The sequence below is a fragment of the Actinokineospora cianjurensis genome (genome assembly GCF_003663795.1).
GTDB lineage: Bacteria > Actinomycetota > Actinomycetes > Mycobacteriales > Pseudonocardiaceae > Actinokineospora > Actinokineospora terrae.
Genome location: NZ_RCDD01000001.1, coordinates 680,225 through 706,238, shown reverse-complemented (window position 1 = coordinate 706,238; position 26,014 = coordinate 680,225). Strand labels below are relative to the sequence as shown.

Sequence of the window (26,014 nt, the reverse complement as noted above, 5' to 3'; positions counted from 1 at the left end):
GCGGAACGGGTTTGGAGCGTCACAGCGCCGATCGGTGCTCGTTTCACGGTGAGCGGTCGGGAGAGTTCGGTCGGGCCGATCAGGTTCGGCGAACGGCCCTTCTCGCCGCCTGTGAAGTGCGCTTACTCTGCGGTTGACGCCCGGCGGAGCCTGAGAGGGGCGGAATGAACTCCATCGGATCATCGGGTTCTCCCATTTCTTCCGACACCTGGGAGGAGCCCGAGATGCGGGCCGCGCTCGCCGCGCGGGAGGTCAGTTCCGTCTACCGGTTGCTCCGCCGCACTGGTGTGTCGCAGCGCCAGATCGCGGCGATGACCGGCCAGTCGCAGTCCGAGGTGTCGGAGATCCTCAAGGGTCGTCAGGTGATGGCCTACGACGTGCTCGCCAGGATCGCCGACGGACTGGGTGTCCCTAGGGGATACATGGGCCTCGCCTACGACGAGGTCACCGCGGTCCGGGTGGCGGTGACACGTGAGGCCGCGCAGCCTGAGGAGAGCGAAGAGGTGAAGCGTCGGGAGTTCCTGGCACACGCGGCCGCCGTCACGGTGGGCGCGAACGTGCTGGGCAACAACTCCGGGTCGTGGGTCGCCAACCCCGTCCAGACCCCAGCGCCCGGTCGGATCGGCATGACCGACGTGCGCCAGGTGGAGGCGGCGACCAGAGCGCTGCGCTCGCTGGACTACCAGTACGGCGGCGGGTTCTGCCGCGACGCCGTGGTCGCGCAGCTGTCCTGGGGTCAGCAGATGCTCGGTGCCTCCGGCCCGGAGCACGTCAAACAACGCCTGCACGTCGCACTGGCCGACCTGCACAACCTGGCTGGCTGGACGTCGTTCGACATCGGCCTGACCGACTCGGCCCGCAACCACTTCGGCAAGGCGCTCGAGCTCGCGAAAGCGGGCAAGAGCGAGCCGCTGGTGGCCAACATCCTGTACCGGATGGGCCGGGTGTACCTGCACAAGGAGTCCCCGGACGACGCGCTGAAGATGTTCCAGCTCGGCCAGATCGCCGCGCAGGAGTCGGGTTCGGAGCTCGCGGTGGCGGTGATCTGCGCGAACCAGGCGTGGGCGTACGCGCTGATGGGGCACAAGGACCAGACCATGAAGCTGATCGGCAGGACCCGCGACGAGTTCGCCCGCGCCGACCACGGCAAGGCAGAGGACTGGGTCCGCTTCTTCAACGAGACCGACGTCTACGCCATGATCGGCACGGTGCACACGGTGCTGGCGCAGACCACCGACCCCACGCACACCAAGTTCGCCATCCCGGCGCTGACCAAGGCGATCGACTCCTACGGCGACGACTACGCCCGCAGCAGGGCGTTCAACCTCAGCGCGCTGGCCACCAACCACATGCTCGAGGGCGACATCGACCACGGCGCGAAGGTCGGCCGCGCCGCGGTGGACCTCGCCGAGTCGCTGAAGTCGACCAGGGTGAAGGACCGGCTCAAGCCGCTGCTCAACGAGGCGAGCAAGCGGCGCAACAACGCCGACGCGCGTGACCTGGCCGAACAGATAATCAACCTCAGCGTGGCCTGACCGGAGTGCAGGCAGGTCATCAGGGCAGTGGGGACCGATGGCCACCGATGGGTTGTTCACCAGGGAGAACCTGGCCGCCGCGCTGGCCGCCGTGTGCTCGCGGGTCGGGGTCGACCCGACGGGCGCGCGGCTGCTGCGCTTCACCAACAACGCGGTGTACTGGCTGGCCGACGCCCCGGTGGTGGTCCGCATCGTCGGCTCCGTCGCGCTGCGGCACCGGGTGCACAAGGTGGTCCGGATCGCCGAGTGGTTCGCCGAGAACGGCGTCCCCGCGGTCCGGTTGACCCCGGGGATCGAGCAGCCGGTGTGCGTCGGGGACTACGCCGCCACCGTGTGGGACGCCGTGCCCGAGCACGACGTCCGACCGAGGGCCACCGACCTGGCGCGGCTGCTGCGGGTGGTGCACGCGCTGCCGGAACTGCCGGACCTGCCGGAGTGGGACCCGCTCGACGACGTGCGCAGGCGGTTGGGCGAGGCGGAGGGCCTCGACGACGGTGACCTGGTGTTCCTGCGGGCCAGGGTGGACGAGGTCGACGACCGGCTGCGGGCGCTGAGCTTCCCGCTGCCTAGGGGCCTGGTGCACGGCGACGCCCACCTCGGCAACCTCATCCCCACCCCGGCCGGTCCGGTCCTGTGCGATTTCGACTCCAGCTGCCTCGGGCCGCCCGAGTGGGACCTGACGCCGCTGGCCGTGGGGGTGAGCCGGTTCGGCGAGCCCGCTGCCAGGTATCGGGAACTGGCCGAGGGGTACGGCTTCGATGTCACTCTGTGGAGTGGTTTTTCGGTACTTCGCGAAGTACGCGAGTTGAAGCTCATCACCAGCGTTCTGCCGATCATGAACAGCAGTCCGGAGGTGCGGCCTGAGCTGCTGAGACGCCTGCGCGACTTCCGCACGGGCGATAGATCGGCGCGGTGGGCGCGTTACCGCTGAGCGGCCCTTACGACCGGATGGCGGTATCCCGGCGGGTAACGCATTGCGCATTGTGAACGACGACAGGGTCAGCGGGCCGGATGAAGTGCACGGATACCGCACCTGGTCACTGTCCGTGTCGGCCCCACGCGAGGTGCTCATGTTCCGGTACCGGCGACGCGCCCTGGCCTCCGCCCGCGCTCTCGAGCAGGCGGTGGACAGCCAACTGGCGTGCGTGACCCGCCTCCCCGACGACGCCCGCCGCCGCTCGGCCGACCACCTCGCCGAACTGGTCACCCTCGCCCAGGCATACCGCGCATACGCCCGCGGCTGGATCTCCTACCGCGAACTGGAGAACCGCGGCCGGATCGCCACCGCCCGCCTCTCCCACCTGCGCTCCCCACACCCCGCGGCCGCGCACCTCACCGAACGGGACTGACCACTCAGCGTTCCCCCGTTCGGCCCACCTCGAACCGCTCATCTGGTTGCCGAACCCCGGCAGTTGGGCGCCGAACGGCCCAAACCCGCGACGAACGCCCGCCCAGCCTGTGGATAACCCACCCCAATCCATCCACAACTGTGGACAACTCGGTGTGGATTACTCGGGGGTACTGGGGATACCCGCACAGATCCCCAGGTCAGCCCCAGTGGCCGCACTTGCCTTCCCAGGTCGCCGGAGCCCAACCCGCAAGCGACTCGCGACCGCACCCCGTGCTGCGCATCAACCCCACTCCGCGCACCTACCCCACGCCAAGCGCCTGGCCCACCACAGGCATCTAGCCCACACCGAACCTCTTACCCCACGCCGCCCCGCTTACCCCGCCCCAACCGCTTCGCGCGCGCACGCCAGTCCTGCCCCAGCCCCCACCCTCTCCGGGGGGCGTCCCAGGTCCCAGCCTACCGGCACCCCACGACAGACGATCTTGAAACAGGGCGCCGAAGATCCAGATGTGGACAACTTCTGTCGCTGAACCGGGGGACACTGCTCGAGCGGGATGTGGGCGTCGTGCTGGAGATGTGCCAGCGACGGGGCAACACGGTTGGGGTACGGGCGGGCTCAGCGGGAGAAGTCGTCAGGGGAGGGCTTCGGCGAACGCGGCGGAAGCGAGCGAGAGCAAGAGTCAGCGAAGAAGCCGCCCGCCCGGCAACGGGCAGACGGCTTCTCGGCAGAACGAGACTCAGTGGCCGCGCGCGATCCACTCCTCCAGGTGCGGTGCCTCCGCCCCGATCGTCGTCGTGCTGCCGTGGCCCGTGTGGACCTTGGTGTTCGCGGGCAGCACCAGCAACCGTTCGGTGATCGACTTGATGATCGTCGGGAAGTCGCTGAAGGAGCGGCCAGTAGCGCCGGGGCCGCCCTCGAAAAGCGTGTCGCCGGTGAAGACGGCGTTGAGTTGGGGGGCGTGGATGCTGACGCAGCCGGGGGCGTGGCCCGGGGTGTGCAGTACCTCCAGGAAGACGCCGCCGACCTCGAAGTGTTGGCCGTCGTGGAGGGGGTGGAAGTCGGTGGTGGGGTGGACCGCGCGCCACAGGAAGTCGTCGGCGGGGTGCAGGTAGACCGGGGCGGCCAGGTCTGCGGCGGCGTTGATGTGGTCGTCGTGGCCGTGGGTGCAGATGACGGCGACCACGCGGCGGCCGTCGGCGGCGGCGAGGATGGCGTCCGGGTCGTGCGCGGCGTCGATGATCACCACCTCGGTGTCGTCGCCGACCAGCCACACGTTGTTGTCCACGTCCCAGGTGCCGCCGTCGAGGCTGAACGTCCCCGAGGTCACCACGTGGTCGACGCGCACCGTCATCAGAGCACCACCACCGAGCGCAGCACGTCGCCGTGGTGCATCCGGGTGAACGCCTCCTCGACCTGGTCCAGGCCGATCTTCTCGCTGACGAACGCGTCGAGGTCGAGCCGTCCCTGCTTGTACAGGTCGACCAGGTACGGGAAGTCGCGCGAGGGCAGGCAGTCGCCGTACCAACTGGACTTGAGCGCGCCGCCGCGGGAGAAGAAGTCGATCAGCGGCATCTCGATGCGCATGTCCGGGGTCGGCACGCCGACCAGCACGACCGTGCCGGCCAGGTCGCGCGCGTAGAACGCCTGCTTCCAGGTCTCCGGCCGCCCGACCGCGTCGATCACCACGTCCGCGCCGAACCCGCCGGTGAGCGCGCGCACCTGCTCCACCGGGTCGCCCGAGCCCGCGTTGACGGTGTGCGTGGCGCCGATCCCCTTGGCCCACTCCAGTTTCCGGTCGTCGAGGTCGACGCCGATGATCGTCGTCGCGCCCGCGAGCTTGGCGCCCGCGATGGCCGCGTCACCCACGCCGCCGCACCCGATCACCGCGACGGTGTCGCCGCGGCCGACCCCGCCGGTGTTCACCGCGGCGCCGATCCCCGCCATCACACCGCAGCCGAGCAGTCCCACCGCGGCGGGCGACACCGACGGGTCGACCTTCGTGCACTGTCCACTGTGGACGAGTGTTTTCTCCGCGAACGCACCGATCCCGAGCGCGGGCGACAGCGCGGTGCCGTCCTCCAGCGTCATCGGCTGCGCGGCGTTGTGCGTGTTGAAGCAGTACCAGGGCTTGCCCTTCAGACACGCCCGGCAGGTCCCGCACACCGCGCGCCAGTTGAGGATCACGAAGTCCCCCGGCGCCACATCGGTCACGCCATCGCCGACCGACTCCACGATCCCGGCGGCCTCGTGGCCGAGCAGGAACGGGAACTCGTCGTTGATGCCGCCCTCGCGGTAGTGCAGATCGGTGTGGCAGACCCCGCAGGTCTGCACCTGGACGACAGCCTCACCGGGCCCCGGATCGGGCACCACGATCGTCTCGACGCTGACCGGCTGACCCTTGCCTCGGGCGACAACACCCCGGACCTGCTGCGGCATGCACTACTCCCTCGTCCACTCGCTTATGCGCACCACCGTATGCGAGCGGCCGACCGGGTGCGAGTGCTCAGATGTCGCCCACGTACGGGATCTCGCGCACCGCGGGCGAGGTCATCCACGCGCGCAGGGTCGCGGTCGCGCGCACGTCGTCCTCGTTGTACTCCAGCAGCCGCCTGCGCTGCGGCAGGTCGGGCTCACCGCCGTCGAGGCCGACCGCGTCGCGGTACCAGCGCATCGAGTTCTCGCCGCCCGCCTCCGGGTCGCGCCACTTGAACCCGGCGACCGGGGCGATCGTCTTGAGGCCCTTGCCGTGCGAGCACAGGAAGTACTGCCGGACACTGCCGAACAGGTCGAACCACTGGTCGGACTCGATGAACGACAGCACCTCGCGCTTGCGCGGCACGCCGGGGAAGGTGGCGAAGCGCTTGGTCGAGGACAGCAGCCAGCGGTTCTCGGCGAGCTCGTTGTAGCAGTACGCCCGGAAGCTCAGCCCGCGCTCGGCGGCGGCCGCGCGGACCCCGCTCAGCCACGCCCAGAACTCGGCGAACGAGCGGGCCTCGTCGTCGGTCGGCAGCGGCTCCCAGCTCACGAACGCCCGGTACCCCCGCGGTTCCCCGATGTCGGCGCCGGAGAGCAGCACGCCCCACATGTACGCGCCCGCGTCGCCGAAGCTCTCCATGTCCACGTCGACCTCGACGTCGGCGCGGGGCACGTCGATGTCCTGGCTGCGCCGCACGACCGTCAGGTCGGCCAGCCACGCGCGCGCCAACCCGACCGCGTCCGCGACCGGCATCCCGACCAGCGGCACGTCGTTGTCGTGCGGGTCGACCCTGGCCAGGGCGTCGACCGAGGTGACCCCGCCCGCGCGCAGCATGACGGCGTCCTCGCCGCGCACGACCAGGCTGACGTCGCGGGTCGCGAGCAGGTCGGCCTCGCACACCGGCCACCACGGGCAGCTGCGGCACTCGACGATGCGCGACGGCTCGGCGAGCGCGGGTTCACCGGTGGCCGCGGCGGTGGCGACGGCGATGCGGTCGGCGAAGCGGGTGTCGTACTCGGCGAGCGCGGTCCGCCCGCCCGGCCAGGTCGGCGCCTGCAGGTCGTGCCAGATCACGGCGTCGCCGTCGAGGCCGATGACCCCGGCGTAGGCGTTGCGGTCGTCGGAGAACCCGGCGGCTTGCAGTTGGCGGCGGGTGTGCGCGAGCCGGAGCTGGTCACGCGGCTGCGGGCGGACCTTGCGGCTCTTGTCCGGCGTCCCCCCGACATCGGCCAGCCCGTCGAGCGGTGAGGTCCGCGCGCCGGACCCGGGGTCGGTGACCTTGTGCCGGACGACCAGCACCGGCACGTACCCGGTGGCGGTGCGGACCAGCATGTCCATGCTCCCGCGCCGACCAGCCACGAGGTCGCGGGGCAGCATCGGGCCCCAGATGAAGTCGCGGCCCTCGGTGAGCGCGGCCAGCGTCGCGGCCTCGCGCTCGGCCGAGCGCACGTCCGGTCCGGTGGGGATCTCGTGCCAGCGCTCGCCGAACCGGGCGGCCAGCTGGTCGGCGACCGCCCGCCGGTGCGCGGTCGCGTCGGCTTTGCGCAGCTCGGAGGTGGGGTCGGGGGTGCCGCGCGGCGCGTCGCGCATCGCCGGGTCGTGCTCGAGGTGCACACGACGCCTGCAGCGGCTCACCACGCCGGCGTCGAGGAGCACCGTAGTAGTCACACTGCGCAGCTTAGTTGCGCGAGCGGATGATCCAGGTACCGCCCGATCAGCAGGTCGGCGTGCCCGCGTCGAGCACGGCAAGTAGGTTCAGGGCATGGCGCGCAAGAAGGCGGTCGAGCTGCCCCGGTTCACGCCCGGCAAGGCGAAGAACGCGATCGCGGTGGCGAAGGTGATCGCGCCCGCCGTCCTGCCGGTGGTCACCCCGTACCTGGTGCGGTCGGCCGCGGTGGTCCGCGACAGCTGGGACCGGCGCAAGGCCCGCAAGCTGGGTGTCTCGGTGGACGACCTCGGCCACTACTCCGGCCGCGGCGGCGCGCTGCACGCCAGGATCGCCGGTGCGGCCAACGCGGTCGCCGAGCTGCGGACCAAGTCCGACGCGAGCGCGCAGGACCGGGCGTTCGCCGAGGACGCCGAGCACCGGTTGCGCCAGCTCGCGGCCGCGGTGCGGGCGTCGGAGCGGATGCCGACCGCGCGCAGGCGGGCCGCGCACCGGGCCGTGAACACCGAACTGGCCCGCCTCGAGGACCAGGTGCTCACCGCGTTGGGCGTCTGACGGCCGGACTGTGGTCGAGACCTCTGGACCCCACGCTTACGCTGTTGGTTTGTGCGCCCCAGTCGAGTGAGTCCGCCCCGCGTGGTGCGCGGCGTGCTCCTGGCCGGGTCGAGCACGGCGCTGGCGATCTCCGCGCACGGCATGGCCGGTGGCGGGGTCCCCGACACGGCGGTCACCTTGGCGTTGACCGCGCTGGTCGCCTGGGCGGGCACGGCATTGGCCGACCGCCGCGGTGGTCTCCTCGCGACGCTTGCACTGCTCGGCGTCAGTCAGCTCTGCCTGCACGTGCTTCTCACCGACATCGCGGTCTCGCATGACGGACATGTGCACACCCCGGTCGTGCCCAGCGGTCTGATGCTGGCCACCCACATCGCGGCCACGCTGGTCAACGGCGTGCTGCTTACCGTGGCAGGTAGCGCGCTCACCGCCGTCGCCGCCGCGATCTCGGGCATCGTGCGGGCCCTGGTGGTCAGCCTCGCGCCGAGCACCCCTCTTCCGAGCATCCCGGTCGCCGCCTTGGTCGACCACCTGCTCGCGGTCGTCTTACGCGTCGTCTGCGGACGGCGCGGCCCCCCGGTCCTCTCCTGAAAGTCCCCGCACCCCCTCACGAGTCGCGTTGACTCGACCTCACTTCAGGAGATACATCGCTATGTCGACTTACCGTTTCGCCGCGCGCGCGGGTGTCGTGCTCGCCGTCGCCGGTTCCGCTGTCCTGCTCGCCCCTGGCCTGGCCTCGGCCCACGTGACCGCCAAGATCATCGGCGAGCCCGCCGTGCAGGGCGGCTACACCAAGATCACCTTCCGGGTGCCCAACGAGGACGCCACCGCGGGCACCGTGAAGCTGGAGGTGCGCTTCCCGCAGGAGGCCCCGATCACCTCGCTGCGCACCAAGCCGCAGGCCGGGTGGTCCGCGGTGATCACCAAGGCCAAGCTGGACAAGCCGATCACCTCGCACGGCACCGAGATCACCGAGGCGGTCAGCACCGTCACCTGGACCGCGGCCGCGGGCACCCGCATCGGCCCCGGCGAGTTCGCCGAGTTCGAGCTCTCCGGCGGCGCGCTGCCCGAGACCGACCAGTTGGTCATCCCCGCGATCCAGACCTACGACAGCGGCAAGGTCGTCTCCTGGGACGCCCCGCCGCCCGCCGCCGGTGCCGAGGAGCCCGAGCACCCGGCGCCGGTCATCAAGCTGACCAAGAAGAGCGAGGGCGGCGACGACCACGCGGCGGTCGCCCCCGCGTCCACTTCGGACACCAAGACCGGCCACACCGAGGCGGCGTCGGCCACCGGGTCGGACAACACGGCCCGCTGGCTCGGCGGTGCCGGTCTCGTCGTCGGCGCGCTCGGCCTGGGCCTCGGTGCCGGTGCGACCCTCCGCGCGCGCAAGGCGGTCGCCGCCGCGAAGGCGGGGAAGTAGCCGATGCGCGCACTGGGCCGTGGCCTCGCGGCGCTCGCGGTGGCCCTGGTCGCCACGGTCAGCCTCGCCGGACCCGCGTTGGCGCACAACCAACTCGTGTCCAGCACCCCCGCGGACAAGGCGTCGGTCGGCACCGGCCCGAGTTCGGTCGAGCTGACCTTCGACCAGCCGGTGCAGGCGGGCGAGAACCTCAACACGATCGTCGTGGTCGGCCCGGACGGCAAGGGCCAGTGGCAGAGCGGCAAGGCGGCGGTCCGCAGCAACGTCGTGTCCGTCGCGATGCGACCGCTCGGCCCAGCCGGTGACTACCGCGTCGGCTACCGCATCCTCTCCGCCGACGGCCACTCGGTCTCCGGCGAGATCAAGTTCACCCTGACCGCGGCGGGCACCGGCACCCCGGCACCCGCCGACGAGATCGCCGCCAGTGCGGACCCGGCCACGGCCGACTCCGACGACGGCGGCGTCCCGGTGTGGGTGTGGATCGCGGGCGCGGTCGTCCTGCTCGGCGCGGGCGTGTTCTTCGCACTGCGGGTCGGCGGCGACCAGACGTGACCGCCACCCGGACCACCACCTACCCGGGACTCGCCGCGGTCCTCGTGGTCTCCTCGATCGTCGGCGTCCTCGTCGGCCTCGCGGTGACCGCGGCGGACCCGGTCCCCGGGTTGCCGGATCCGGCGGTGGTGGTCCGGGTGGGTCTCCCGCTCGTGCGGGTCTTGCTGGACATGGCCGCGGTGGTGACGGTCGGGCTCTGCCTGCTGCCGCTGCTGATCGGCTTCGACCGGCCGAAGCTGGCCGAGCCGGTGCTCGCGGGCGCGCGGCGGATCGCGATGCTCAGCGCGCTGGTGTGGGCGGTGGCCGCGCTGGTTGCCCTGGTGTTGCAGACCGCAGAACTCCGGCCAGGCACCAACGTGTCAGCCGCGGCGGTGTGGGACTACGTGGGCACCGTCGGCGCAGGTAAGGCCCTGCTGTTCGTCGCCGCGTTCGCCCTACTCAGCTTCGGCTTGTCTCTGTGGTCGGTACGCGTAGGGGAGTCGGTGCCAGCCGAACTACGCGCGGCGGTGTCGCTGTTCGCGCTGTTGCCCTTACCGGTCACCGGTCACGCCACCAACTGGCGTTGGCACGACCTGACGATGATCTCGATGGAACTCCACGTCATGTCAGCAGCAGCCTGGACCGGCGGCCTCGGCGCGGTAGCCGTCCTACTCGCCGCGAACCGCACCCTCCTGGCCCACGCCCTACCCCGCTTCTCCAAACTCGCCACGATCTGCCTGATCGTCGTCACCGCCACCGGCGTGTTCAACGGCGCGGTCGAACTCGTGGTGAACCCGAACATCCCCCTGCTCGAAGCCCTGATCAGCACCCGCTACGGCGTACTCGTCCTACTCAAGACGGCGTGCCTGATAGCCCTAGCCGCCTTCGGCGCCAAGATCCGCTGGCACCTCATGCCCGCCATCGCCGCCCACCGCCCCACCGCACTGGTCACCTGGGCCGGACTCGAACTGGCCATCATGGGCCTGGCCTTCGGCTTCGCCGTCATCCTGACCCGCGCGCCTGTGTCCTGACCTAGCCGTGGGCCTGCCCGGGCAACACGCAACGGTGCGGAAGGCTCGACGGAACGCCCACGATGAACTGCTAGCCCCGGCCATGTACTTGTGCTGGTTCGGCAGGCGGCCGCCCTCCCGACGATCCGAATCCGTCACCCGTGCACGACGACCCTGCCGCTATCGCCTCACCCGGCTATCGCCTCACCCGGCGCGATTGGGCGCCGCGCCCGCGTTCCCGCACTCGCTGGGACAGTTGCCACTACCGCTGCAGGTACACGCACTCGTAGGCGGTCACCTGTTGATGTCTCCAGCCGCATTGGTTACCTGGGAAGGACTCGAACTGGCCATCATGGGCCTGGCCTTCGGCTTCGCCGTCATCCTGACCCGCGCGCCTGTGTCCTGAGGGCTAGCGGGGGGCCATCCGGAGGGCGCCGTCGAGGCGGATTACCTCGCCGTTGAGGTAGTCGTGGGTGATGATCGAGAGGGCGAGGGCGGAGTAGTCGTCGGCGGTGCCGAGGCGCTTGGGGAAGGGGACGCCGTCGGCCAGGGCGGCGCGGAATTCCTCGCTGACGGTGGCGAGCATGGGGGTGTCGATGATGCCGGGGGCGATGGTGACGACGCGGATGCCGGAGCTGGCGAGGTCGCGGGCGGCGGGCAGGGTGAGGCCGACGACGCCGCCCTTGGACGCGGCGTAGGCGGCCTGGCCGATCTGGCCGTCGTAGGCCGCGATGGACGCCGTGTTGATCACGATGCCGCGTTGGCCGTGCGCGTCGACCGGCTCGGTCTTGGCGATCTCGGCGGTGGCGAGGGTGACCACGTTGAACGTGCCGATCAGGTTGACCTCGACGACCTTGCGGAACAGGTCGAGGTCGTGCGGTCCGCGCTTGGACAGGATGCGCGCCGACGGCCCGATGCCCGCGCAGTTCACCACGACCCGCAGCGGCGCCGACCCACCGGCTGCCTGCTCGACGGCGGCGCTGACCTGCGCCGGGACGGTCACGTCGGCCTCGAGGTAGGTCACCCCGTCGACTGCGGGGGCGGCGGCGATGGAGGACGGCAGGTCGAGCGCGTACACCGTGGCGCCCGCCGCGGCGAGGGCGTGGGCGGTGGCGCCGCCGAGGCCGGACGCGCCTCCGGTGACGATGGCCGCGGACCCGTCGATCTGCATTGTGCGTTCCTCTCGCCCGTGCGGTGTGCTCCGCGGCTGAGGTTAACGCCCGTTCAGCGCCTGCCCCACCGCACTGTGGCGCACGCGGCAGATGCCGTCGATGGCGACCAGGTCGTCCGCGCTGGGCCGCCAGGTCGCGGCCGCCGCGTTGGCGGTCACCTGTTCGGGGGTGGTGGCGCCCGCGATCACCGAGCCGACGGTGGGCTGGGCGGCGAGCCAGCCGATGGCGAGGGTGGCCATGCCGATCCCGCGCTCGTCGGCGAAGGCGCGCAGCTTCTCGATCCGGTCCCACGGCGCGTCGGCGAGTAATCGCTGCCGCCCGGCGAGCCTGCTGCCGTCCGGTGGGGTCTCGCCGCGCGCGTACTTGCCGGTGAGCAGGCCGTTGGCCAGCGGGAAGTACGGCAGCAGGCTGACCGAGAACCGGGCGCAGGCGGGCAGGAACTCGGTCTCGGCGCCGCGTTCGAGCAGCGAGTAGTGCGTCTGCGCGGACACCACCGGCCCGACCTGCTCGGTGCGCGCCGTCCAGCACACGTCCGCCAACTGCCAGGCGGGCACGTTGCAGATCCCCGCGTACCGCACCAGCCCGTCGCGGACCAGGTCGTCGAGCGCGGACAGCGTCTCCTCGACGGGCGTCCCCGGGTCCGGCCGGTGCAGTTGGTAGAGGTCGATCCAGTCGGTGCCGAGCCTGCGCAGCGACGTCTCGGCCGCTCGTCGCACGTACCGGCGGGACCCGCGCGCGCCGAAGTCGGGCCCGTTGACGCCCTGCATGTCGAGGCCGAACTTGGTGGCGACCACGGCCTTCTCGCGCCGCCCGATCAGGGCCTGGCCGAGCAGTTCCTCGCTGCGCCCGCGCGGCGCCCCGTACACGTCGGCGACGTCGAACAGCGTCACCCCGGCGTCGAGGGCGGCGGACACCAGCTCGCGGGAACCCGCCAGCGACTCGGCGGCCGTGCCGGGTCGGCCCAGGTTGTTGCAGCCAAGACCGACGGCGCTGACCACCAGTCCTGACTCACCCAGGTGACGGAGCTCCACACCGCTGACGATAGGGCGGGAGAGCGCGTGTGAGCCAGACATCGGATGTAACGTGGACCGCGCCCTGTGTGGGTGACCCCGGTAAGGCAGGCTGTGCCCATGAGCACGACACCAGAGGGTGAGCCGGGGGTCACCGCCCCCGGCTGGACCGCCGCCGACATCCCCGCGTTGGACGGCAGGACCTTCATCGTCACCGGCGGCAACAGCGGCCTCGGCTTCGAGACCTGCCGCGCGCTGGCGGGCAAGGGTGCCCAGGTCGTCCTCGCCGCCCGCGACCCGGAGAAGGGTGCTGAGGCGGTCGAGCGGATCCGCGCGGAGCACCCGGACGCCACCGTCGAGACGCGGGTGCTCGACCTGGCCGACCTCGACAGCGTCGAGGTGTTCGCGGCCGGGATCCACGAGGTCGACGTGCTGGTCAACAACGCGGGCGTGATGATGCCGCCGCGCACGACCAGCGCGCAGGGCTACGAGCTGCAGTTCGCCGTGAACCACCTCGGCCACTTCGCGCTCACCGCCCGGCTGCTCGACGTGCTGTCGCAGGGCGCCGACCCGCGTGTGGTGACCGTCACCTCGTTCCTGCACCGCCGCGGCCGCATCCACTTCGACGACCTGCACGGCGAGCACAAGTACTCCCGCACGGGCTACTACTCGCAGTCGAAACTGGCCAACGTCGTGTTCGGCCTCGAACTGCACCGGCGGCTGCGGCTCAACACCGTGCCGATCACCAGCGTCCTCGCCCACCCCGGCTACGCGGCGACGAACCTGCAGTCGGCCGGGCCGACCGGGATCATGAAGCTGGCGATGAAGGTGTCCAACCGGCTCGCCGCGCAGGACGCCGAGATGGGCGCGTTGCCGCAGCTCTACGCCGCGGTGTCGCAGGACGTCGACGGCGGTCAGCTGATCGGGCCGGACGGCCGCAAGGAGCAGAAGGGCTACCCGACGGTGGTCCACCCGCTGGAGTCGGCGCGCGACCGCGAGCTCGCGAAGCGGCTGTGGGACACCAGCGAGGAACTGACCGAGCTGTCCTTCGGCCTCGCCGCGCGATGACCGCGTACGCGGCCCTGCTGCGCGGGGTGAACGTCGGCGGGCGCTCGAAGCTCCCGATGGCGGACCTGCGCACGGTGCTGACCGGGCTCGGTTATGCGGATGTCCGCACGTTGTTGCAGAGCGGCAACGCCGTGTTGCGCACCGATGCGGCCGCGGCGGACGTGGAGCAGGCCGTCGAGCGGGCGTTGCTCGCCGAGGTCGGGCTGACGACACGGTGCTTGGTGCGCACCGGCGATGAGCTGCGGGCGGTGCTCGCGGGCAACCCGTTCGCCGAGGCCGACAACGGGTCGAAGATGGTGGCCGCGTTCGTGTCGTCGGTGCCGGAATCGCCGGGGTTCGACCCGGTCACGCTGGACCCGGAGCGGGTGCGGGTGGGCGACCGGGTGATCTACCAGTGGTGCCCGGACGGCATCAGCAACGCGCCGCTGGTCGTCCCGGTCGTGGAGAAGAAGTGGGGCGTCGTGGTGACCGCCCGCAACTTCAACACCGTGACGAAGCTGGCTGACCTGCTCTAACGCCCGACCGCGTACCCCTGCATGCCGCGCGGGTTGGCGGCGGCGCGCATCAGGCCGTCGGGGTCGCGGGACACCGCGGACAGGCGACCGAGGGTCCACGGGCCGACGTCGACCACGGAGTGGCCGCGCGCTTCGAGTGCCGCCAGTGTCTCCTGGCCGAGGCGGGACTCGACGTGCGCCTCGCCGGGGACGAAGTCGCGCGGGTAGAACGAGCTGGGCACGGCGTTGGAGTGCCACGCGGGGGCGTCGATCGCTTCCTGGAGGTTGAGCCCGCCGACCGTGTGCGCCAGCCAGAAGCACAGCTGCCACTGGTCTTGGCCGTCGCCGCCGGGGGTGCCGAACGCGAGGCGGGGGACGCCCTCGTGCAGCGCGAGGCTCGGGGTGAGGGTGATCCGCGGGCGCTTGCCGGGTGCGAGGGTGTTCGGCAGGCCCTCGTCGAGCCAGAACATCTGCGCCCGGCTGCCGAGGCAGAAGCCCAGGTCGGGGATGGTGGGCGAGGACTGCAGCCAGCCGCCGGACGGGGTCGCCGAGATCATGTTCCCCCACCGGTCGACGACGTCGATGTGCACGGTGTCGCCCTTGGTCGAGCCGTCCGCGCGCACGGTGGGTTCGCCGATCGCGCCGGACAGGGTGGCGGGGGCGGTGGGGTAGCGGGGGAGTCGCGGGGTGCGGTCGTTGGGGGAGCCGGGGCGCAGGTCGAACGAGGCCGTGTCGGAGATGAGCCTGGCGCGGTCGGCGGCGTACTCGCGGGAGAGGAGGGCGTCGATCGGGACTGGCGCATCGCCGTACCAGGCTTCCCGGTCGGCGAAGGCGAGCTTGGTGGCCTCCAGGGCCGTGTGCACGGTGTCGGCGGTGGGGATTCCGTCCACATAGGAGAGTTGCGCGTTCTCCAGGAGGCGGAGTTGTTGCAGGAGAACGGGTCCCTGGGTCCAGGGGCCGCACTTGACTAAGGTCCACTGGCCGAAGTCGGCGGTGGTCGCGGGCTCGTAGGTGGCGGACCAGTCGGCCATGTCCTGCCCGGTCAGCACTCCCGCGTGGTCCCGCCCGGAGTCGTCCCGGAAAGCATTGCGGCAGAACGAATCCACCGCCTCGGCCACGAACCCCTGCGACCACGCCCGCCGCGCCGCATCGATCTCGGCCTCCCGGGTCGGCCCCGTGGCCGCCTTGAGCAGCCGCTCCCAGGTATCGGCCAATCCGGGATTCGCGAACCGACTCCCCTTGGCCCCCAACCACAACGCCCCCGACGTCGGCCAGTGCTCGGTGAACAGCCCCCGCACCCTGTCGACGACGGCCGTCACCTGCTTGAGCAACGGAAACCCGTTCCGCGCATACCCGATCGCGTACCCGAGCACGTCGTGCAACCGCTTGGTCCCGTGATCCCGCAACAACGTCAACCACCCGTCCCACGCCCCGGGCACGGTCGCCGCCAGCAACCCGCTCCCCGGCACAAGATCAAGCCCAAGGCCCCGGTAGTACCCCACCGAAGCCCCCGCAGGCGCCACCCCCTGCCCGCACAACACCCGAGGCACCGGATCGGTGGCGGTCGCGAACACCGCCGGAACCTCCCCACCAGGCCCATTCAGGTGCGGCTCCACCACCTGCAACACAAACCCAGCCGCCACCACGGCGTCGAAGGCGTTCCCCCCGTCCTCCAACACCGCCATCCCCACCCCGGACGCCACCCAGTGCGTGGAAGCAACCATCCCGAAGGTGCCCGCAAGCTCGGGCCGAGTGGTGAACACACCCCCAACATACGAGCGCCCCCACCCCCGGGGAAGCGCTCACGCAGCCGACACGGCTGTGATCGCCTCACGCGGATAGGTGGTCACCAGGTGCTCATCGGCGCCTTCGATGACCAGTTCGACGGTCACCCGCACCCCGAGGCCCGTCTCCCGAACCCGCACGACCACACCTTCGACCTCGCCCAGACCGAAGGGCACGATCACCCGCCCACCGACTTCGATGCCGTCGACCACGATCCACCCTCCTGTCACCATGGTGCTCGCCCCAACAGCGTGTCGAGGTGCGTCCTGCACACAGTGTCCATGCCTCCAGCCAGGCCGTCCAGCGCACTTCGCCACGATCGCGCGGTCGGCAGCGTCATCGGCCAGCCTGCGGATCGCACCTTCTGCAGCTTTGTCTCGTCGTCGTGAGCAATGCCGTTGCGCGCCGTGTTGAGCAACTCCAGCTTCTGGTTCCACTTCACGGCCCGGGTCGGGTAGCGGGTCCGGAGGTCTGCCCACAGAGCCAGCCCGAGCCTGGCGTAGTCAGTTCCAAGGCCGCCTGGGCTGGCGTTTCCCGAGTCGAGCTTGCGGTTCGCGCGCAGGTTGACGATGCCGATGATGTCCTCGAGCCTGCTGTTGCTGAGACCGAGAGCGTCGACGACGGCATCAACGCACTCGTCGTGCAGGTCGCGGGCGAAACCTTGGAACTCCGCCGCCAGGCGTAGGAGGATCGCGTGGTTCAGCTCGTCGGTATCCCACTTTCGGCCAGGAGTCGCTCCACTGACCTGGGCGTGGGCGGCGAGGAGGTTGTCCAGTCGCGCTGAGCGAGCAACTCGCCAGGTCTGGAGCGCCTGGGACTTCACGCGGTAATCGTACCTATACGCAAAGTGGTGGATCGGCTGGGTGGTCGGGATGCCTCGTCGACCACCCAGCGCGGGTCGTTCTAGTTCTCCCGCACGCCCAGGCCGATCGGGCAGGAGACGCCGGTGCCGCCCATGCCGCAGTAGCCGTTGGGGTTCTTCTGGGGGCTCAGGTATTGCTGGTGGTAGTCCTCGGCGTAGTAGAAGTCGCCGAGGGGGGCTACTTCGGTGGTGATCTGGCCGTAGCCCGCGCGGGTGAGGACGTCCTGGTAGGCGGCCAGGGAGGTTTCGAGGGACTTCTTCTGCTCGTCGTCGGCGTAGTAGACGGCGGAGCGGTACTGGCTGCCGAGGTCGTTGCCCTGGCGCAGGCCCTGGGTGGGGTCGTGGCCTTCCCAGAAGATCTTGAGCAGGTCGTCGTAGGAGACCTTCGCGGGGTCGTAGGCGACGAGGACGCCCTCGGTGTGGCCGGTGAGGCCGGAGCACACTTCCTCGTAGGTCGGGTTCGGGGTGTACCCGCCGACGTAGCCCACCGCGGTGGAGTACACGCCGGGGACCGCCCAGAAGACCCGTTCGGGACCCCAGAAGCAGCCCATGGCGAACACAGCGGTGCGTGTGCCCTCGGGGAACGGCGCCACGATCCGCCGGTCGGGGTACACCGTGTGCGCCGTCGGGACCACCAGGGGCTCCTGGCGACCCGGCAGGGCCTGGTCGGCTGCGACAATACGGGTCTTGTCCCGCCTGAACAGCGTCATGACACCACTGTAGAGACCCACGGCAACCCGTGCGGGTGGGACAGGACCGAGCTGACCGCGAGCGGAAGACCAACGCATGCAGTGGCAGGACACCCTTCGCGACCTCGACGACCGGTTGTCGTCCGGGGAGATCGACGCCGCCGAGCACCGGCGGTTGCGGGACGAGGCGCTGGCCGAGGCGTCGGGGACGACCCGGCGGGTGCCGATCCCGTCGTCGGCGTTCCTGCCGCGCCGCGAGTTGAGCCCGGCGCGGGCGCTCGAGCTGGGCGAACGGGGGCGTTTCGTTGACGGTGAGTCGCTGTTCGTCGAGTCGGAGGGCCGCAGGGGCAAGGTCGCGCTGGGTGTGGTGGCCGCGGCGGCGGTGGTCGGTGTGGCCGTGTGGTGGTTCTCCAGTTCCACTGAGCCCGCGCCGGTAGCCGCCCCTCCTCCTCCGACCGCCAACCGGGCGGACGAACTCGCTAGGGGCTTACCCAAGCTGCCCGGCACGGTCAGATCCCAGCCGTCGGTCTTACCTGTCTCCGTTGGCCCCCAGCTCGGCCTCTATGGCCCGGAGGTCCCCAACGTCGGCAGCTCTGGCCTCGTGAACGCCGCCTCTACCGACGGTCCCCGCTCGCTTACCGTCAACGTTCTAGACAACGGCGGCGGTCCTGATCGGGCTAAAGACATCCTGGCCTACGCCGCCGCCACAGGTTGGGCCAACGACACCGCCCCAGAAGGCGTACAGATAGTGCGCACGGGCCAAGGCGGCACACAGCACTACCGCGCCGTCTATCGCTCGGGAACCTGGACTGTGCTGGTCACGGCCACCTCGAAGGACGACGATGTGTCATTCCGGGCCTACTTCGACTCAGTGCTAGCACGCACGCTCTTGGCGTTACCTGCCCGCTGAGCTCGCGGAGTCACATTGGGTAGGGTACGAGCACACGGTGGAGGAGCTCGGCGATGACCTGGCAAGAAGAGTTAAGGCAGCTGGACGCCGACTTGGCCGCGGGACGCCTGTCCTCTGACGACTACCGCGTCCGGCGGGACGCCGTGCTGGCCAAGGCCGCGAGTGGCGACACCGGCCTGCCGCTCCAGCCGGTGCCCACCCCCGTGCAGCCCGCCCCGGAGCCGATCACCCAGCTCCCGCTGCCCCCGGCGCCCACCCCGGTCGCGCCCGTCGCGGCGCCGATCTCCGCCCCGGTTCCGGTCCCCCCGCCGCCGGTCGTCGCGGACAAGCCCGCCGACGGCCCCTTCCCGCCCGCGTTCAAGTGGAAGGACGACACCCCGGCGGTCGAGGCGACCAACATCATCCCGGCGATCACACCGGACACCCCGCGCCCCCCGGGCATCCCGGTCGGTGAGCGGACGCAGACCGTGCAGACGGTGCGCCCGCAGGAGCCGCAGGCCGACCGCACGCAGGTCGTGCGCAACCCCGAGCAGCAGGCGGCCACCGCCGAGCCGCAGGCCGACCGCACCCAGGTCGTGTCGAGCAGCGAGATGCGCACGGTCACCACGAACTTCCCGCCGCAGCCCCAACAGCAGCAGCCCCAGCAACAGCAGGCCCCGCAGCACCCGGTGGTCCCCGCGGGCTGGAACCAGCCGCGACCGGTGGAGAGCGCGCCGCCGTGGTGGGCGGGCGAGGAGGTGCCCGAGCTGGGCAACTCCGCGTGGCCGCAGAACGCGGACGTGTTCGCCACCGACACCAAGCCCGGCCGCGGCAAGACCGTGTGGCTGGTGATCCTCGCGATCATCCTGGTATTGGGCATCGCGACCGGCGCGTTCTTCGTGGGCAAGAGCGTCGGCGAGAGCAAGTCCGCGAGCGCGGGCTACTCGAGCCCGGACAGCACCACCCAAACTCGTTAGCGACCACTCCACAGTTATCGGTACCGTTCGGGAGACTCTCCCGTCACGCTCCAAGGCTCTTAGCGCCTGAGCGTTTGGCTGTCCGCGCCGATGTGCGCCCGCAGCTCCGTGAACCGCAGCTCCCGTACAGGTCGAGCGCGGACACGATCAAGGATCGGCCATCTGCCCGCGTGGGCCAGCACGTCTCCCAACCTTTCGACCGCGCCGGCACGGCCGGTCCTGCACGAGGTGCTCGGGGAAGGAAAAGCTCTTGCCGCATAGTTCGTCTGACAACGAAACTGGCCCGGTGCGTACCCACCAGGCGGTCACCCTCGCCACCGTGCTGCTCGCCGTCCTGATGTTCCCGATCACGCTCACCGGCGCCTCGATCGCCCTGCCCGAGATCCGCACCGCCCTGCACGGTGACCTGGCGTCGGTGCAGTGGGTGGTCAACGCCTACAACACGACCTTCGCCGGGTTCATGCTCGCCGCCGGTGGGCTGGCCGACATCGTGGGCAGGCGCCGGGTGTTCGCCGCGGGGACCGCGATCTTCGCCGCGGGTGGCCTGCTCAGCGCGGTCGCGGCGAACCTGCTGGTGCTCGACCTGCTGCGCGGCCTGTCCGGCATCGGTGCCTCCGCCGCCGCGACCAGCGCCGTCGCGATCCTGGCAGGCTCGTTCGACGGCAAGGCCAAGGCACTCGCGTTCAGCCTGTTCGGCACCACGATCGGCTTCGGGCTCGCGTTCGGGCCGTCGGTGTCGAGCCTGCTCATGGGCGCGTTCGGCTGGCAGGCGGTGTTCTGGTTCCCCGCCGCGGTCGGCCTGGTGGCGTTGGCCCTGGTCCCGGTCCTGCCCGAGTCCCGCAACCCGGCCGCGACCGGCGTCGACTGGCCGGGGACGATCACGTTCACCGGCGGGTTGCTGCTGGTCATCACCGGGTTCATCGAGGGACCCGCGCTGGGCTGGGCCAGCCCGCCGGTGCTGCTCGCGTTCGTCCTCGGCGTCGGCCTGCTGGTGGCGTTCGCCGTGGTCGAGCGGCGCGTCGCGAACCCGATGTTCCACTTCGAGCTGCTGCGCACCCCGCGCTTCCTGGCCGCGGCGATGGCGGCGGCGGCGTTCGTGGCGGTGATGGTGCCGCTGCTGGTCTACCTGCCGTCGTACCTGACCGAGGTGGTCGGGCAGACGGCGCCGCAGGCCGGGGCCACGCTGATCCTGATGACCGCGCCGATCCTGGTGCTGCCGCTGCTCGCGGGCGCGCTGGCCAGGTGGACCTCGGAGAACACCGTGCTCGCCGCCGCACTCGCCCTGGTGGCGCTGGGCGCTGGCTGGCTGACCACGATCAACCCGGCCAGCACCGCCCTGTCGCTGGCCGGACCGCTGCTCACCCTCGGCGCGGGCATCGGCCTGTCGACCGGCCTGGTCGACGCCATGGCCCTGAGCAGCGCCGGACCGGACCGCGCGGGCACCGCCTCCGGCATGTTCGGCACCTCCCGCCTCGCCTTCGAGACGATCAGCATCGCCGTCGTCGGCTCGATCATCGCCACCGGCACCGCGGGCACCCTCCAGGGCGACGGCTACACCAGCGCCCTCCGCCTCTCCCTCTGGCTCCTGGCCGCCCTCACCGCCCTGGTCCTGACCGCCTTCCTCACCCTCACCCGCCGCTCCACAGCCACCCCCGCCGTCGCCTGACCGCACCAGTTGTCCCCACCTGTGGATAACTCAACCCCGCCCAGAGCCCCCCGAAGCACCGTCCAGACCGGGTGATTCCCCAGCTCGGGGGCAACTTTTGAACCTGTTTCAGCAGTCACCGGGGGTGGGCACCGGAACGAGGTTATCCACAGGAGTTATCCACAGTGTGCACAAATGTTCGAACAACACCGTGTTGCGAGAGTGCTACTTACCGTAGTGATACCGGCACGCGGCGATCCGCACCGAGTCGTCCGCAACCTTGTAGACCAGGCGGTGTTCATCGGTGATGCGACGTGACCAGTAGCCCTGGAAGCCGTGCTTCAACGGCTCGGGCTTGCCGATCCCCTCGTTGCCGTGACGGCAGACGTCCTTGATGAGGTCGTTGATCCGCTTGAGGACCTTGCGGTCCTCGGTTTGCCACCAGACGTAGTCCGCCCAGGCGTATTCGTCCCAGACCAGCTTCATTCCGCCAGGTCGTGCTGTGTGCCGTCGCCGGACTCCAGGCGCTCGATGGCCGTGATCAGTCGCCGCGCGTTCTCAGGGCTCCGCAGCAGGTAAGCGGTTTCCTTGAGTGACTGGTAGTCGTCGAGGGACACGATCACGACCGGTTCGTGCCCGGCGCGGGTGATCACGACCTCCTCGCGGTCGTTGACCACGGAATCAAGGGTCTCGGCGTACTTCGCGCGAGACTCGGAGTAGCTCATGGTCTTCACAGACACCCTCCCTTCGACGTACAGAATAATGTACGTCGACTGCGGGGCTGGGGCAAGGGTTTGCCCATGTGACCTGGCAGGCCCGGGAGGGTCGCCCGCTATGTCCGACTAGGGCGGGGCGATCCAGTCGGTGGTGGCCGGTTGGGGGAAATCCGGGCCGATGAGCAGGCATGATCTGCGCCATGGGTGAACGGGCGCGGGCACGGGCCGCGGTGGCTTTGGGGCAGTGGGTGGAGCCTGGGGAGGTGTTCGCCCAGGGGAAGGCGCTGCGGGAGCGGACGGGGCTCAAGGAGCACCGGGACGTGCGCTTGGCGGCGGACCGGCCCTCGATCGTGGACTTCGTGGCGGCGAGCAACGCGGGGCGGGTCGAGGACCTGGTGCCGCTGCGGGTCGGGCGGATGGTGGTGTCGCCGTTCGCGTTCTTCCGGGGCAGTGCCGGGCTGATGGCGGCCGACCTGGTCGCGACGCCGCGCAGCGGGTTGGACGCGCAGTTGTGCGGGGACGCGCACGCGGCGAACTTCGGTCTGTACGGGACGCCCGACGGGCAGATCGTGATGGACATCAACGACTTCGACGAGACCGTGCCGGGGCCGTGGGAGTGGGACCTCAAGCGGCTGGCGACGAGCATCGTGCTGGCCGGTCGGGAGGGCGGGTTCTCCGAGCGGTCGTGCCGGGAGGCGGCCGAGGACGTGGTGCGGTCCTACCGCAAGGCGCTCGACCACCTCGCCGAGCAGCCGTTCCTCGACTCGTGGTCGGCGCTGGGCGACGAGTCGGTGCTGGCCAAGGTCGACGGCCAGGCGCTGCTGGACGACTTCGCCAAGGCGGCCAAGAAGGCCCGCAAGAACACCAGCGCGAGGGTCGCCGCGAAGTGGACCCAGCGCGGCGCGGACCAGCGGTGGCGGTTCGTCACCGAGCCGCCGGTGCTCACCTCGGTCGACGACGAGGTGGCGGAGGCCGTCGTCGGCGCCCTGCCCGCGTACGTCGACACGCTGCGGGAGTCCCGGCGGAACCTGATCATGCGGTACGGGGTGTCCGACGTGGCGTTCCGCGTGGTCGGCACCGGCAGCGTCGGTCTGCGCAACTACCTGGTGCTGCTGCACGGCAACGGCGACGAGGCCCTGGTGCTGCAGGTGAAGGAAGCCCAATCCTCGGCGCTGGCGCACCACCTCGGGCTGGCACCCGCCAAGCACGAGGGCAAGCGCATCGTCCACGGCGCCCGGCTCGTCCAGGCCGAGACCGACATCCTGCTCGGTTGGACCACCGTCGGCGGTAGGCACTACATCGTCCGGCAGTTTAGGAACCGCAAGGGGGAGATCGATCCTACAACGCTGGAGCGGGACCACCTGGACGACTACGGCCGCTTCGCGGGGGCTCTGTTGGCTCGCGCCCACACCCGCTCCGTGGACCCCAGGCTCCTGGCGGGCTACTGCGGCGAGGACCTGGACGAGGCGATCGGCAAGTACGCGACCTCTTACGCAGATCAGACCGAGTCTGACCACGCAGACCTTCTAGCCGCCGTCCGCACCGGCAAACTCCCGGCGCTTCACGAGGACTGACAAACGAAAATGGTGGGTGCTCAATGAGCACCCACCATCATTCGTGAGCGGATGACGAGACTCGAACTCGCGACCCTCACCTTGGCAAGGTGATGCGCTACCAGCTGCGCTACATCCGCCTACCCAGTCTTGCTTGGGTACGGGAACTATACCTTAGGCTCCGGTCACGCTGTTGCAGCGGGGGGTACGTTCCCCACACTCGCCGACCGAGGGGGTGCTGTTGGGCCAGGCAGGATCTACCCGACGGGCTAGTGCAGATGATGGGGTCCTCTTAACGTTATTCACGTTTATCGACCGCTGGACAACCCCATGTGGCATCTTGTTCACCACTGTCACGACGGCCAGGAGGAGGTACCGGGCCGGATGACCGGGATGCACCGGCCTGCTTCCGGCGGGCGTCGCGACGCTGACGAGGGTGGTTCGTCAGTGGCCGCCTGCGAAGATCTGGCACTCCTGCAACGCCTCCGCTCCGGTGATGACGCCGCCTTCGGCGAGTTGTTCTCCCGGCACTCCGACGCCGTGCGCAGGTTGGCCCTGGGGTTGGTCGCCGACCGCGCCGAGGCGGAGGACCTGGCAGCGGAGGCGTTCTTCCGCGTGCTGCAGGCGGTCCGCCGCGGCTCGGGGCCCGTGGACAACGTGCGCGGCTACCTGCTGATCGTGACCAGGCGGGTCGCGTGGGAGTGGAACGCCCGCAAGCGCGACGTCCCGGTGAGCGACGAGGAGCTCAGCCACCGGGTGGGCGCGGGCCCGGACAACACCGGTCAGTCGACCGAGCGAACCCTGATCACCCGCGCGTTCACCAGCCTCCCCGAGCGGTGGCGCAGCGTGCTGTGGAAGGTCGAGGTCGAGGGCGAGCGTCCCGCTGTTGTCGCGGGCAACTTCGGTCTCAGCCCGAACGCCACCGCCGCGTTGGCTCGCCGTGCGCGTCAGGGGCTGCGTGCGGCCTACCTGCAAGCGCATCTGACCGTCGACCGTGGCTCTACCGGCTGCCGGTCCGTGTTGGAGAAGCTAGGCGCGTACACGGCAGGCAGCATCAAGGGCACCGAGCGGCGCAAGGTCCGCGCGCACCTGTCCATCTGCCCTTCGTGCACGTCGATGCAGGCCGAGCTCCAGGACGTCTGCTCCGGTCTGCGCGCGCACGCCGCGTTCATCGCCGCCCCGATCGCCGGGATCGCGCTGTGGCAGCAGATCGGCATCGCCAGCTCCGCGACCGGCGCGGTCACCGGCCTCGGCGCGGTCAAGGGACTGCTGTCGACGGCGAAGATGCAGGTCACGCTCGCCGCGACCTCGGCGGCCGCGGTCGGCGTGTTCGGGTTCGCCCTGGTCCCGTGGGGGACGACCGGCGAACAGCAGGCGTACGCCGACTTCAACGGCGGCGGCCCGACCGAGCTGCTCGTCGAGCCGGACCCGTCCGCCGCTGGTGGTCTTGCCCCGGCGCCGACGAACACGGTCGTCCCGACCCAGGGCAAGCCCAAACCGGGGGCGTCGACCACGCCGACCGCCCCCGCGGGCGGTGAGGCCAAGCAGACGCCCACCAGCCAGCAGCAGGTGCCCGCCGTCCAGCAGTCGCCCCAGGCGGCCAGCCAGGTGGTGCGGGTCGCCACCCCGCCCAAGGCGCAGCCCAACACCCAGGTGGAGAAGCCGAAGCAGGCGCCCCAGGAGACCAGGCCGCGCAACCAGGGCCGGGTGAACACCCAGCAGCAGGTGTCGACCTTCGACGAGTCGCTGCTGGTGGTGTACAGCCAGACCACCTACGAGCGGCGGTGGACGGTCTACGACCGCTACGACGTGGTCACCGAGACGAGGGTCACCACCAAGGTCAACTCGGCCAGGCAGACCACCGTCGCGACCAAGCAGGCGGAGTACACCCGCTACCGCCACCCGCGCCCCGTCCGGCAGGGGACCAGGGTGGAGTCGTACTCCTCGATCACCGTGACGGGGGTCCCCCGACCCCGGTAGTTGATCAACTCGGGTCGCCGGTGCCAGAATCGGTGCGTGGGCTGGTCGGGCATTTCACCCGTTGGTCGCAGCGCCGAGGCGGTAACGTTGCCCCTCGGTGCTGTCAGACCCGGGTGCGTGCCGCTGGCCGCGCACCGGCGGCCGGAGGGCAGGAGATGACGCGTCAGGTACGTGACGTGAACGGTCGGTTGTGGACCGTGCACGGCACCCTCGAGTGGCGCACCCCGGCCACCGAGGACGACTTCGAGCACGACGTCGCGGCCGGGTACGTCCCCGGCGTGGTGATGTTGGTGCTGATCACGGTCCTGGTGGTCGCGCTGGTCGCCTGGATGCCCGTCGACGTGGTGGTGCCGGGCTGGTTAGTGCTGCTCCTGGTGCTGGCCATCCTGTTCTTCCCGGCGCGCTGGGCGGTGCGGCGGCCGTGGACGCTGGTCGCCGAGACCGGCGACGACGGCGACGGCGAGCCGACCGAGCGCTGGATGGGCACGATCCGCGGCTACTTCAGCGCGCGCACCGAGATCACCAGGATCGCCAAGGAGATCAGCCAGGACACCCAGCCCAGCTACGAGGGCGTCCTCAAGCCGCTCGCCTGAGCGTGCTCGGCCGGTGACCGCCCGCTGCGGGGCATGACA

The 26,014-nt window shown here is 70.6% G+C and carries 27 protein-coding genes and 1 tRNA gene; 16 read left to right on the top strand and 12 right to left on the bottom strand.

The annotated features are described in order from the left end of the window. The first annotated feature begins 164 nt into the window (after positions 1-164). Genes CLV68_RS03275 through CLV68_RS03265 form a run of 3 tightly spaced genes read left to right on the top strand, consistent with a single transcriptional unit; the run spans position 165 to position 2,884 of the window. On the top strand, positions 165-1,535 hold the full coding sequence (locus CLV68_RS03275; RefSeq protein ID WP_092787104.1) for an NsdA family TPR-like regulatory protein: 1,371 nt from the start codon (positions 165-167) through the stop codon (positions 1,533-1,535). A 37-nt stretch (positions 1,536-1,572) separates the two neighbouring features. After that, positions 1,573-2,466: a phosphotransferase family protein gene (locus CLV68_RS03270; protein WP_121389105.1), complete on the top strand. Its 894-nt coding sequence runs from the start codon at positions 1,573-1,575 to the stop codon at positions 2,464-2,466. Between the two features lie 52 nt (positions 2,467-2,518). Next, positions 2,519-2,884 (top strand): hypothetical protein, encoded by a 366-nt coding sequence (locus tag CLV68_RS03265; protein ID WP_246009647.1) that lies wholly within the window; start codon positions 2,519-2,521, stop codon positions 2,882-2,884. 739 nt (positions 2,885-3,623) lie between these two features. Here the strand turns inward: CLV68_RS03265 and CLV68_RS03260 are convergent. The 3 genes from CLV68_RS03260 to CLV68_RS03250 all read right to left on the bottom strand — a co-directional run bounded on the left by CLV68_RS03260 (position 3,624) and on the right by CLV68_RS03250 (position 7,031). Then, a complete protein-coding gene (locus CLV68_RS03260) occupies positions 3,624-4,238 on the bottom strand; it encodes an MBL fold metallo-hydrolase (RefSeq protein WP_121389104.1) in 615 nt (204 codons plus the stop codon). Then, positions 4,238-5,323 carry an S-(hydroxymethyl)mycothiol dehydrogenase gene (locus CLV68_RS03255; protein ID WP_121389103.1) on the bottom strand — a complete coding sequence of 362 codons (1,086 nt, stop codon included), beginning with the start codon at positions 5,321-5,323 and terminating at the stop codon, positions 4,238-4,240. Before CLV68_RS03255 ends, CLV68_RS03260 begins: the two co-directional genes overlap by 1 nt. 67 nt (positions 5,324-5,390) lie before the next feature. Continuing rightward, the gene (locus CLV68_RS03250) at positions 5,391-7,031 is read right to left on the bottom strand and encodes a TM0106 family RecB-like putative nuclease (RefSeq protein WP_211346423.1); all 1,641 of its coding nucleotides are present in this window, start codon (positions 7,029-7,031) and stop codon (positions 5,391-5,393) included. 94 nt (positions 7,032-7,125) lie between these two features. Between CLV68_RS03250 and CLV68_RS03245 the strand changes: the two genes are divergently transcribed. From CLV68_RS03245 to CLV68_RS03225, 5 genes are all read left to right on the top strand, one after another. Continuing rightward, positions 7,126-7,584 (top strand): DUF6474 family protein, encoded by a 459-nt coding sequence (locus CLV68_RS03245; protein ID WP_121389101.1) that lies wholly within the window; start codon positions 7,126-7,128, stop codon positions 7,582-7,584. 51 nt (positions 7,585-7,635) lie between these two features. Beyond that, complete coding sequence (locus CLV68_RS03240; protein ID WP_147459866.1) at positions 7,636-8,172, top strand: hypothetical protein; 537 nt, start codon at positions 7,636-7,638, stop codon at positions 8,170-8,172. Between the two features lie 61 nt (positions 8,173-8,233). Then, positions 8,234-9,001 (top strand): YcnI family copper-binding membrane protein, encoded by a 768-nt coding sequence (locus CLV68_RS03235; protein WP_121389099.1) that lies wholly within the window; start codon positions 8,234-8,236, stop codon positions 8,999-9,001. A 12-nt stretch (positions 9,002-9,013) separates the two neighbouring features. Continuing rightward, a complete protein-coding gene (locus CLV68_RS03230; RefSeq protein WP_121390932.1) occupies positions 9,014-9,553 on the top strand; it encodes a copper resistance CopC family protein in 540 nt (179 codons plus the stop codon). Then, entirely contained in the window at positions 9,550-10,563 is a 1,014-nt protein-coding gene (locus CLV68_RS03225; protein ID WP_121389098.1) for a copper resistance D family protein, read from the top strand. Before CLV68_RS03230 ends, CLV68_RS03225 begins: the two co-directional genes overlap by 4 nt. A gap of 388 nt (positions 10,564-10,951) precedes the next feature. On the opposite strand, the gene CLV68_RS03220 is transcribed toward CLV68_RS03225, so the two are convergent. Both CLV68_RS03220 and CLV68_RS03215 read right to left on the bottom strand, forming a co-directional pair. Beyond that, complete coding sequence (locus CLV68_RS03220) at positions 10,952-11,713, bottom strand: SDR family NAD(P)-dependent oxidoreductase (RefSeq protein WP_121389097.1); 762 nt, start codon at positions 11,711-11,713, stop codon at positions 10,952-10,954. Between the two features lie 42 nt (positions 11,714-11,755). Beyond that, entirely contained in the window at positions 11,756-12,745 is a 990-nt protein-coding gene (locus tag CLV68_RS03215) for an aldo/keto reductase (protein WP_211346422.1), read from the bottom strand. A gap of 99 nt (positions 12,746-12,844) precedes the next feature. On the opposite strand from CLV68_RS03215, the gene CLV68_RS03210 reads away from it, so the two are divergent. Both CLV68_RS03210 and CLV68_RS03205 read left to right on the top strand, forming a co-directional pair. Then, positions 12,845-13,792, top strand: a complete 948-nt coding sequence (locus tag CLV68_RS03210; protein WP_121389096.1) for an oxidoreductase — start codon at positions 12,845-12,847, stop codon at positions 13,790-13,792. Then, complete coding sequence (locus tag CLV68_RS03205) at positions 13,789-14,307, top strand: DUF1697 domain-containing protein (RefSeq protein ID WP_121389095.1); 519 nt, start codon at positions 13,789-13,791, stop codon at positions 14,305-14,307. The genes CLV68_RS03210 and CLV68_RS03205 overlap by 4 nt, the downstream gene beginning before the upstream one ends. On the opposite strand, the gene CLV68_RS03200 is transcribed toward CLV68_RS03205, so the two are convergent. The 4 genes from CLV68_RS03200 to msrA all read right to left on the bottom strand — a co-directional run bounded on the left by CLV68_RS03200 (position 14,304) and on the right by msrA (position 17,643). Next, on the bottom strand, positions 14,304-16,049 hold the full coding sequence (locus CLV68_RS03200) for a gamma-glutamyltransferase family protein (protein ID WP_121389094.1): 1,746 nt from the start codon (positions 16,047-16,049) through the stop codon (positions 14,304-14,306). The genes CLV68_RS03205 and CLV68_RS03200 overlap by 4 nt on opposite strands. A 39-nt stretch (positions 16,050-16,088) precedes the next feature. Then, positions 16,089-16,283, bottom strand: coding sequence for a hypothetical protein (locus tag CLV68_RS03195; RefSeq protein ID WP_121389093.1), 195 nt, complete (start codon positions 16,281-16,283; stop codon positions 16,089-16,091). Positions 16,284-16,297: 14 nt separating this feature from the next. After that, a complete protein-coding gene (locus tag CLV68_RS03190; RefSeq protein WP_121389092.1) occupies positions 16,298-16,894 on the bottom strand; it encodes a hypothetical protein in 597 nt (198 codons plus the stop codon). A gap of 80 nt (positions 16,895-16,974) precedes the next feature. Next, the gene (gene msrA / locus CLV68_RS03185; RefSeq protein ID WP_121389091.1) at positions 16,975-17,643 is read right to left on the bottom strand and encodes a peptide-methionine (S)-S-oxide reductase MsrA; all 669 of its coding nucleotides are present in this window, start codon (positions 17,641-17,643) and stop codon (positions 16,975-16,977) included. 76 nt (positions 17,644-17,719) lie between these two features. Between msrA and CLV68_RS03180 the strand changes: the two genes are divergently transcribed. The 3 genes from CLV68_RS03180 to CLV68_RS03165 all read left to right on the top strand — a co-directional run bounded on the left by CLV68_RS03180 (position 17,720) and on the right by CLV68_RS03165 (position 21,154). Further along, positions 17,720-18,532, top strand: coding sequence for a hypothetical protein (locus CLV68_RS03180; RefSeq protein WP_121389090.1), 813 nt, complete (start codon positions 17,720-17,722; stop codon positions 18,530-18,532). A 53-nt stretch (positions 18,533-18,585) separates the two neighbouring features. Further along, the gene (locus CLV68_RS33645; RefSeq protein ID WP_170224049.1) at positions 18,586-19,488 is read left to right on the top strand and encodes a hypothetical protein; all 903 of its coding nucleotides are present in this window, start codon (positions 18,586-18,588) and stop codon (positions 19,486-19,488) included. Positions 19,489-19,774: 286 nt separating this feature from the next. Next, complete coding sequence (locus tag CLV68_RS03165; protein WP_121389087.1) at positions 19,775-21,154, top strand: MFS transporter; 1,380 nt, start codon at positions 19,775-19,777, stop codon at positions 21,152-21,154. Positions 21,155-21,358: 204 nt separating this feature from the next. Here the strand turns inward: CLV68_RS03165 and CLV68_RS03160 are convergent, their stop codons facing one another. Further along, positions 21,359-21,619: a Txe/YoeB family addiction module toxin gene (locus tag CLV68_RS03160; RefSeq protein ID WP_121389086.1), complete on the bottom strand. Its 261-nt coding sequence runs from the start codon at positions 21,617-21,619 to the stop codon at positions 21,359-21,361. After that, positions 21,616-21,858, bottom strand: coding sequence for a type II toxin-antitoxin system Phd/YefM family antitoxin (locus tag CLV68_RS03155; RefSeq protein ID WP_246009834.1), 243 nt, complete (start codon positions 21,856-21,858; stop codon positions 21,616-21,618). The genes CLV68_RS03160 and CLV68_RS03155 overlap by 4 nt, the downstream gene beginning before the upstream one ends. A 191-nt stretch (positions 21,859-22,049) precedes the next feature. On the opposite strand from CLV68_RS03155, the gene CLV68_RS03150 reads away from it, so the two are divergent. Beyond that, positions 22,050-23,423 (top strand): DUF2252 domain-containing protein, encoded by a 1,374-nt coding sequence (locus CLV68_RS03150; RefSeq protein WP_121390931.1) that lies wholly within the window; start codon positions 22,050-22,052, stop codon positions 23,421-23,423. A gap of 46 nt (positions 23,424-23,469) precedes the next feature. Here the strand turns inward: CLV68_RS03150 and CLV68_RS03145 are convergent. Further along, a tRNA-Gly gene (locus CLV68_RS03145) sits at positions 23,470-23,542 on the bottom strand. 244 nt (positions 23,543-23,786) lie between these two features. Between CLV68_RS03145 and CLV68_RS34460 the strand changes: the two genes are divergently transcribed. Further along, a complete protein-coding gene (locus CLV68_RS34460) occupies positions 23,787-25,382 on the top strand; it encodes a sigma-70 family RNA polymerase sigma factor (RefSeq protein WP_425454813.1) in 1,596 nt (531 codons plus the stop codon). Between the two features lie 155 nt (positions 25,383-25,537). Further along, positions 25,538-25,975: a DUF983 domain-containing protein gene (locus tag CLV68_RS03135; RefSeq protein ID WP_170224048.1), complete on the top strand. Its 438-nt coding sequence runs from the start codon at positions 25,538-25,540 to the stop codon at positions 25,973-25,975. Positions 25,976-26,014 lie beyond the last annotated feature (39 nt).

Coding starts and splice junctions, on each gene's coding strand:
- CLV68_RS03275 (WP_092787104.1), top strand. CDS start 165: ATGAACTCCATCGGATCATCGGGTTCTCCCATTTCTTCCGACACCTGG.
- CLV68_RS03270 (WP_121389105.1), top strand. CDS start 1,573: ATGGCCACCGATGGGTTGTTCACCAGGGAGAACCTGGCCGCCGCGCTG.
- CLV68_RS03260 (WP_121389104.1), bottom strand. CDS start 4,238: ATGACGGTGCGCGTCGACCACGTGGTGACCTCGGGGACGTTCAGCCTC.
- CLV68_RS03255 (WP_121389103.1), bottom strand. CDS start 5,323: ATGCCGCAGCAGGTCCGGGGTGTTGTCGCCCGAGGCAAGGGTCAGCCG.
- CLV68_RS03245 (WP_121389101.1), top strand. CDS start 7,126: ATGGCGCGCAAGAAGGCGGTCGAGCTGCCCCGGTTCACGCCCGGCAAG.
- CLV68_RS03235 (WP_121389099.1), top strand. CDS start 8,234: ATGTCGACTTACCGTTTCGCCGCGCGCGCGGGTGTCGTGCTCGCCGTC.
- CLV68_RS03220 (WP_121389097.1), bottom strand. CDS start 11,713: ATGCAGATCGACGGGTCCGCGGCCATCGTCACCGGAGGCGCGTCCGGC.
- CLV68_RS03210 (WP_121389096.1), top strand. CDS start 12,845: ATGAGCACGACACCAGAGGGTGAGCCGGGGGTCACCGCCCCCGGCTGG.
- CLV68_RS03205 (WP_121389095.1), top strand. CDS start 13,789: ATGACCGCGTACGCGGCCCTGCTGCGCGGGGTGAACGTCGGCGGGCGC.
- msrA (WP_121389091.1), bottom strand. CDS start 17,643: ATGACGCTGTTCAGGCGGGACAAGACCCGTATTGTCGCAGCCGACCAG.
- CLV68_RS03180 (WP_121389090.1), top strand. CDS start 17,720: ATGCAGTGGCAGGACACCCTTCGCGACCTCGACGACCGGTTGTCGTCC.
- CLV68_RS33645 (WP_170224049.1), top strand. CDS start 18,586: ATGACCTGGCAAGAAGAGTTAAGGCAGCTGGACGCCGACTTGGCCGCG.
- CLV68_RS03160 (WP_121389086.1), bottom strand. CDS start 21,619: ATGAAGCTGGTCTGGGACGAATACGCCTGGGCGGACTACGTCTGGTGG.
- CLV68_RS03155 (WP_246009834.1), bottom strand. CDS start 21,858: ATGAGCTACTCCGAGTCTCGCGCGAAGTACGCCGAGACCCTTGATTCC.
- CLV68_RS03150 (WP_121390931.1), top strand. CDS start 22,050: ATGGGTGAACGGGCGCGGGCACGGGCCGCGGTGGCTTTGGGGCAGTGG.
- CLV68_RS34460 (WP_425454813.1), top strand. CDS start 23,787: ATGACCGGGATGCACCGGCCTGCTTCCGGCGGGCGTCGCGACGCTGAC.
- CLV68_RS03135 (WP_170224048.1), top strand. CDS start 25,538: ATGACGCGTCAGGTACGTGACGTGAACGGTCGGTTGTGGACCGTGCAC.